This is a genomic window from Armatimonadota bacterium (genome assembly GCA_029907255.1).
Classification (GTDB): domain Bacteria; phylum Armatimonadota; class UBA5829; order DTJY01; family DTJY01; genus JAIMAU01.
Map to the genome: position 1 here is coordinate 1 of JARYMF010000026.1, position 6,704 is coordinate 6,704.

A 6,704-nucleotide genomic window follows, 5' to 3' on the forward strand; every position below is an offset into this window, starting at 1 on the left:
ATTTTTCAAGCGATGTCCAGCCGCCACATTTCTTCGAAGAGTGGTCGCGAGACTACTACCTTGAAGCCATCAGCCGCCTTCATTCTGCGGGGAAATTCGTTGCAATGCATGTAGACGGGCGATTGAAGGGTGCACTGGCGATGATTCGCGCTACAGGCGCCGATTGTGCTGATGCGGTAACACCCGCACCCATGGGCGATCTAACGCCAGATGAATGCCGGTCAGAGGCAGGCCCAGAGCTTATCCTTTCTGGCGGCGTTTCGCCGGAACTCTGGCTACCCAACACAAACATCGAAGACTTTAGGTATGCTGTAATGCGATGGCTGAATCTCAGGAAGCAAAGCCCTCGGCTAATCGCTAATGCCGGCGACCAAGTTCCTCCAGGAGCAGAAGAAAGCCGGATTGCTCTGATGCGCGATTTGGTTGAGAAATACGGCAAATACTAGCGCTTTGCTACCACAACTCTTTCAACAGTTCAATCATGTACTTGAAATTCTCAAACTTGGCGTTTGGGGGAACGGCGTGGTCAACTGCAGGAATCCAGCCAAGACGCGCATAAAGCTTGGTTGCCTTTGGAACTACCTCTGCCTCAACATCAGCCCTTTCGCCAATTAGACAACGTTTATCCAAACCACCAATGAAAAGGAACTGTGGGTATTTCTCAGCATACTCAACAATGTCTTGCTCGGCAGCTATCTCAACAGGGCTTGTGCCGTCTACCCCAGCTTCGATCCAAAAAGGAATCAATTCGCTTATGTGCCCGTCGCTGTCAACGAATACTTTGTCTGCACAGATACTCTTCGCTTCTTGCACAAGTTCTCTATATCGCGGCAAGAATTTATCTCGAAGGATAACAGGTGAAACCATGCATGCGGTTTTGTATGCCATATCCTCGTTAATCATAAGATTATCCACGTGCGCGTTGGCAAGATGCTTACGCAGTAACCGCACATTGAAATCAAGCACAAAATCAAGCATCTCATCCACGAGCTCTGGCAAGTCATAGAACGCCATCGAAAGACCTTCGAAGCCCATCCACTGTCGTAGTGTCCAATAGAAGCCTTGTATGGTAAACATCACGGGGCGCTCAGCAGTGTGGGAACGCCGAACAGCCTCATCAAAGCATTGTCCACGGCGCCTAGGGTCCTCAGGATCATAGCGCTCCTTCATCCTCAGAAAATCATCTCTGTTCTCGACAGGAAACTTAAGCCACTTCCGAGTGACAAAGCCACTACCCTGGGCATCCCTACGTTCGGTGCGGAGGGCACCTTCCTCATCATAGTAGGTAACTTGACCATCTTTTTCCTCGACAATTATCAACTCGAACTTTGGGCAATGTGATGTGTTGAGAGGAATGCCTTCGAACCAATCATATCCAAGAAATTCAGCGGTGCTAATGCCCTCGGGATGCCCCTGCTTTATCCACTCGTCCATAGTTCCCTTTCGCGTAGGGAAGGTCCAGATGAATGGTCGGTCGGGCCGCTGAAAATTCATTATAGCGCGATATCGTTCTCTAGGCGTTGTAGAATGAACGCTATCCATAGACATTGCCGCTTAGTTACCTTATTCCAGAAAAGTCAAACGACACAATCAACGTATCCCGACCTTATAATTCTAGATTTAGCCATTTCAATTCGTCCGGCGATAATTGTATATTTAGCCCAACAAGAAGGGTCCTCAGCTCCTCAAGATTTGCTGGCCCAGCTAGGGCAAATGTCGGGAATGGTTGGCAAAGTACATAAGCAAGGGCAATGCTTACCGGCGGAACACCCTTTCTTTCTGCCATTTCCAAAAGCCGCTCGGCACGTAGGATGTTATCCTCGCTATGCCAGCAACGAATCATCTCTGGGTCGGTATGATTCCTGGGATGACCATAGGCGAAGAAACCCCGGGCAAGGCTCGACCATGCCATGAGTGGCATTTGAGTTTTCTCAAACCAAGCGCGGGATTCAGAATCAGACGAGGCAAGGCAGCCAGCCCACGGTGGCTCTATCATTCTAGCAAGGCTAAAGTTGTTGCTCACTGCGGCAATCCCTTTTAGTCCTTTTTGTCGAGCGTACTCATTCGCCGCCTCTATGCGCTCAATTGTCCAATTTGACACGCCGAAGACCTTTATTCGCCCTGCATGCAAATGTTCATTTAAAACGTCAATAAACTCACCAACCGGTATGTCGGGATTGTCACGATGCATCATGTAGATGTCCACATAGTCGGTGCCCAGCCGGTCAAGGCTCTCAAAAAGCTGGCTAGTCAAATCTATAGGGTTGCAGAAAGGTGTATGCGCGCCCTTATCTAGAATGACCACCTGCTCACGGATTCCACGATTTCTAATCCACTGACCGAGAATACGCTCACTATTGCCGCCACCATAAATGTAAGCTGTATCAAAGCAGTTGCCACCCTGGCGGAAAAATTCGTCGAACAGGATTGAGCAGGATGCGAGTGGGGAAACGCCGCCGCCACCAACGGCGCCCATCACGATGCGAGATACCGGCTTCTCAAGCCCAGGAATCGAGCCATACTTCATATTTGCATCCGAGCGAATTGTCAGCGGCCGCCGGTCAATCGTCGGGAAGTTTGCGTCTGGCTTCTCAATATCGTAGACGAGACCCACAGCTTGCCGCCACATGTCCAAGGTTTTCATATTGCCTAAGCTGTCGTCCCACGTCATTGCTGGTGGCGGAGCTTGGCGCTTCTCGATATTCTTAGCCACTATATCAGCCTCATGTGTGTAATTGCTAGCATCATTTGGCACGAGCACTTCTTTGGGCTGCTCGCCATTTCGATTCACGACGATTCGTGCAGGCTCGCCCGCCTTGCTTCCAAACCACGGGGCAGGAATTAAGATGTTGCCTTCGGAGCCGAAAATACGCACCACATTCTCTTGGTTCAGCGCCACACCTGTCGAAATCTGCGCGATGATATCACCTGGGAATCGCATTATTCCGACCGCCCACTCGTCAACCCCCGTCTCGCCAAGGTGAGCAAAACCTTTTACTTCAAAGGGGTCCTCGAAAGGCTTCCCGTGAGCCGCACCTGCGATTAGGCGAGATATTGAAGTAGTATAACAGCCAACATCCAGAATCCCACCGCCTCCAAGGGCGTTATTAAAAAGTCGGCTCTCCGGATTAAATCCGGCATGGAAACTAAAAGTTGCTTGAATAATCCTTACATCCCCTATGGCTCGTTCGCGAATTAGCTCGACAAGCTTGGCAATCTGGGGATGGCAGCGATACATAAAGGCTTCCATAAGAAAGACATCGTGCCTCCGAACAGCCTCAATGACTGCCATCGCCTCGGGGTAGTTCAACGTAAGTGGTTTCTCGCAAAGTATGTGCTTTTTCGCCTCAGCAGCCTTTACCGCCCATTCGGCATGCATCGGATGAGGAGTCGAGATATAGACTGCCTGCACGTCTGGATCAGCAAGGAGCGCCTCATAACTTCCATATCTACGCGGAACGTTGTATTCATCGCCAAACCGGTCTGCCGCTTCTTGGGTACGACTCCCAACGGCAAGTATTTCACCGGTGCTTGACTCTGCAACCGCCTTCGCAAATACGCCTGAAATTCGACCTGTGCTTAAAATTCCCCAAGCTAGCTTGCCCATATTTTTATCCCCCGGAAATAAGCTTTATTACCGTGAGCCATGATAACACCCTACGCTCAAGCTGGTCAATTCATTGGATTCCAATACTAATCAGAACTACTAGGATTGTGTGTCCAATATTGGATTATCTGCCGAATAATAGTATACTAGATTTGCTAGCAACACCTTCCAAACTTAAGCTAATACGTTTGCATATTTTGAACACTAATACTAAAGAAAGGTTTTCACAAGCGGAAATGCCTAAGAAAAGTTATCTTCTAGACATGGATGGCGTAATCGTGCGGGGACGAACAGCAATCCCGGGTGCACCGGAGTTCATCGCCAAGCTTTTGGAGACAAAGACGCCATTTCTTATACTTACAAACAACCCAATCTGGACTCCCCGCGACCTCCAGCACCAACTCTCGGCATTGGGAATTGAAGTCCCTCAAAATCGTCTTTATACCTCGGCAATGGCGACCGCTCAGTTCCTTCATCATCAGAAACCGAATGGCACAGCCTTTGCAATAGGTGAAGCTGGTTTAACAAGCGCTCTACACGACGTTGGATATGTGCTTACCGGCATCAACCCTGACTATGTAGTTCTCGGAGAGACGACTTCCTATAGTTTGGAAACTATAACGCATGGAATTCAGTTAATTTTGGCAGGTGCACGCTTCATTGCCACAAACCCAGACCCCTCAGGACCAACCGAGAAAGGCATACAGCCAGCAACTGGCGCGATGGCAGCGCTCATTGAGGCAGCAACTGGCGTTAAACCCTATTTCGTCGGCAAGCCGAACCCTTTGATGATGCGAAGTGCCCTCAATTACCTTGGCGCTCACTCGGAAGATACAATCATGGTCGGAGACCGCATGGATACCGACATAGTTGCTGGCATCGAGGCTGGTATGGAGACAATTCTAGTACTTACCGGTGTCACAAAAGAAGCTGATATCGAGCGCTTTCCATACTGTCCCACTCACATATTGCCCTCCGTCGCGGATATTGAGATACTTTAAACTCAACGCAAGACTAAAGTATGGTCATCCGGAGGCAGGGAGAATTAAAGGCTCCTTGCCCTCAATTTCTCTAATTCGGCGTTTAAGTATATCGGCGAGTTCTCTGCGAATTGTAGCAAAAGATGGATCGCGAACGAGGTTTTTGCGTTCGTACGGGTCGTTTTCAAGGTCATAGAGGAATTCCTCATAATAGACATCGCTTGCAGGATTCTTGGCATCCGGTACGGAAACAGAATATTTCCACTTCTTCGTTCGAATAGCCCTACCAGTCTGGCTTTCACTAATCTGGATGAATACTTCCTTCGGCCAGTCCGTTTTCCCGCCCTTTACTAAATCCTGAAGCTGCCTACCCCGCATCTGTGGCGGCTTCTCTATCCCCGCGACGGCAAGGATAGTTGGTGCGACATCAATCAGACTCACCAACTCCTTGACAACCTTTCCACCCTTGAAGCCCGGCCCATAGGCAAGCATTGGTATGCGAATCGATGCTTCATGGCATGAGCGCTTGTATTCCGCATTCCGCGTGCGAAAATGACATCCATGATCGCTGGTATAAAATATCAGCGTATTATCCTCAAGCCCAAGTTCCTTTAATTCTGCGCGAATGCGGCCAAGGTTGTAATCAAGGCTATTGCAACATCCTAGATAGTCGGGATACTCCTCACGCCAATCGCCCTCGGTTCCAACAAGATCACCCGGCGGCTCAAAGTCTTTAAACTTTTCTTTCGAGCCAATTGGTCCCTCAAAGTGTTTATGGTCGTTTTGGAAATGCGGCTCAATGTATGAGACGAAGAGGAAGAAAGGTTTTTTCCTATCTCGTGAGCGAAGGTACTCGAGCACAAAATCGGTAACGCAGTCCACTCGGTAGCCTTTAAACTCAACTTGTTTCCCCTCAGCATCAAACATATGGCCGTCATAGCCGTGCGATGTGAATTCGAGTACATCGGACGCAAGCCAGTAGTCTTTATAGCCTCCTCTACGTTCCGGTGGGATAGCCTTATCCCTATAATTATGCTCTTTATTGGAAGCAAGATGCCATTTGCCAATATAACCTACCTCATAACCTGCCTCCGATAAATACCTGGCGATAGTCTTGGCGTTTAACGGAAGAGCAATTCCATTCCGGAAGCAACCTGTTTCGGTAGCGTACATACCAGTTTGAACAACTGCACGCGCCGGCCCGCATACGGGTTGGACCGTGAATGCATTCTCAAAGAGCACGCCCTCCCTTGCCATCCTATCAATATTTGGAGAAATTGGGAGTTTTTGTCCATAACAACCCAAAGTGTCCCACCGTTGCTGATCGGTAAAGAAAAATACGATATTTGGTCGTTCAGTTTGCTCCATTTTGTCCTTCCCCTCTGTGGGTAATTGAGCCACGCCTATTCCCATCGCAGCAATCACGCTTGATGATTTTCTTAGGAATTCACGCCGTGTAAGCATATTAGCAATTTTCATGGCCGCCTCCAAAAGCTATTACCAAGTATGAGCCAAGCGCCTGGCAATTGTCAATGAGAAGCGATTTTTTCGCGTTTAGCAAGGGTAATTTCGTCAAACCAAACGCTCCCTTCTTCTCCAGGATCCACTGCACAGAAAACAACCGCATAGGTTGTACCACTTGGTGCGCGAACATACCCCTCGACTTTCTGCCAATCGCAGTGCGCCACCTCATTCGTTCTCCCAACACCCAACTCTCGGCCGCCAGCGTCATAGAAAGCAACCCTAAGCCTTGCCTTTGTTGATGTTGGCGCCGTTGACCGAATGTACCCTGATAATTCATACTCTCCAGGCTGTGCAAAGACTTTCTCAGTTTTCCAAAACCTCACCCTCCTGCCTGGATCAATGCGGAGGGCACGCTGGCCAGTATAGGAATCACGCATGACTAGATTGATATCCATGAGTCCCTCGATTTTGTAGTTGCCCCAATCTGGCTTAGTCCACTTGAGTTCGTCGGAGTCCTCAGATTTTAACCAGAAGTCTGGCTTGCCATTCTCGTCTTCATCGAACTCGACGCTTGCATCGGGAATTAGTGACTGATTAATCCAGGGATCAAAGTCTTCAATAGCCGACGCTGAGTTCTGTTTTTCGGCAGTTGA

Annotated in this window: 6 protein-coding genes; 2 read left to right on the forward strand and 4 right to left on the reverse strand. The window is 49.1% G+C overall.

Annotation, left to right across the window (positions count from 1 at the left end; all coding sequences use genetic code 11):
* The coding region (locus tag QHH26_13570; protein ID MDH7482978.1) for a uroporphyrinogen decarboxylase family protein at positions 1–446 on the forward strand (446 nt) is incomplete at its 5' end.
* 7 nt (positions 447–453) lie between these two features.
* Here QHH26_13570 and QHH26_13575 read toward each other — a convergent pair.
* Positions 454–1,542, reverse strand: coding sequence for a uroporphyrinogen decarboxylase family protein (locus QHH26_13575; protein ID MDH7482979.1), 1,089 nt, complete (start codon positions 1,540–1,542; stop codon positions 454–456).
* A 64-nt stretch (positions 1,543–1,606) separates the two neighbouring features.
* Entirely contained in the window at positions 1,607–3,607 is a 2,001-nt protein-coding gene (locus tag QHH26_13580; protein ID MDH7482980.1) for an aldo/keto reductase, read from the reverse strand.
* Positions 3,608–3,843: 236 nt separating this feature from the next.
* Between QHH26_13580 and QHH26_13585 the strand changes: the two genes are divergently transcribed.
* A complete protein-coding gene (locus QHH26_13585) occupies positions 3,844–4,608 on the forward strand; it encodes an HAD-IIA family hydrolase (GenBank protein MDH7482981.1) in 765 nt (254 codons plus the stop codon).
* 24 nt (positions 4,609–4,632) lie between these two features.
* Here QHH26_13585 and QHH26_13590 read toward each other — a convergent pair whose 3' ends face one another.
* Together QHH26_13590 and QHH26_13595 are read right to left on the reverse strand one after the other, a co-directional pair.
* A complete protein-coding gene (locus tag QHH26_13590) occupies positions 4,633–5,955 on the reverse strand; it encodes a sulfatase-like hydrolase/transferase (protein MDH7482982.1) in 1,323 nt (440 codons plus the stop codon).
* A 161-nt stretch (positions 5,956–6,116) separates the two neighbouring features.
* The coding region (locus tag QHH26_13595) for a hypothetical protein (protein MDH7482983.1) at positions 6,117–6,704 on the reverse strand (588 nt) is incomplete at its 5' end.

Excerpts from the sequence above, each read along its gene's own strand:
- QHH26_13580 (MDH7482980.1), bottom strand. The coding sequence starts at position 3,607 with ATGGGCAAGCTAGCTTGGGGAATTTTAAGCACAGGTCGAATTTCAGGC.
- QHH26_13590 (MDH7482982.1), bottom strand. The coding sequence starts at position 5,955 with ATGGAGCAAACTGAACGACCAAATATCGTATTTTTCTTTACCGATCAG.
- QHH26_13585 (MDH7482981.1), top strand. The coding sequence starts at position 3,844 with ATGCCTAAGAAAAGTTATCTTCTAGACATGGATGGCGTAATCGTGCGG.
- QHH26_13575 (MDH7482979.1), bottom strand. The coding sequence starts at position 1,542 with ATGGATAGCGTTCATTCTACAACGCCTAGAGAACGATATCGCGCTATA.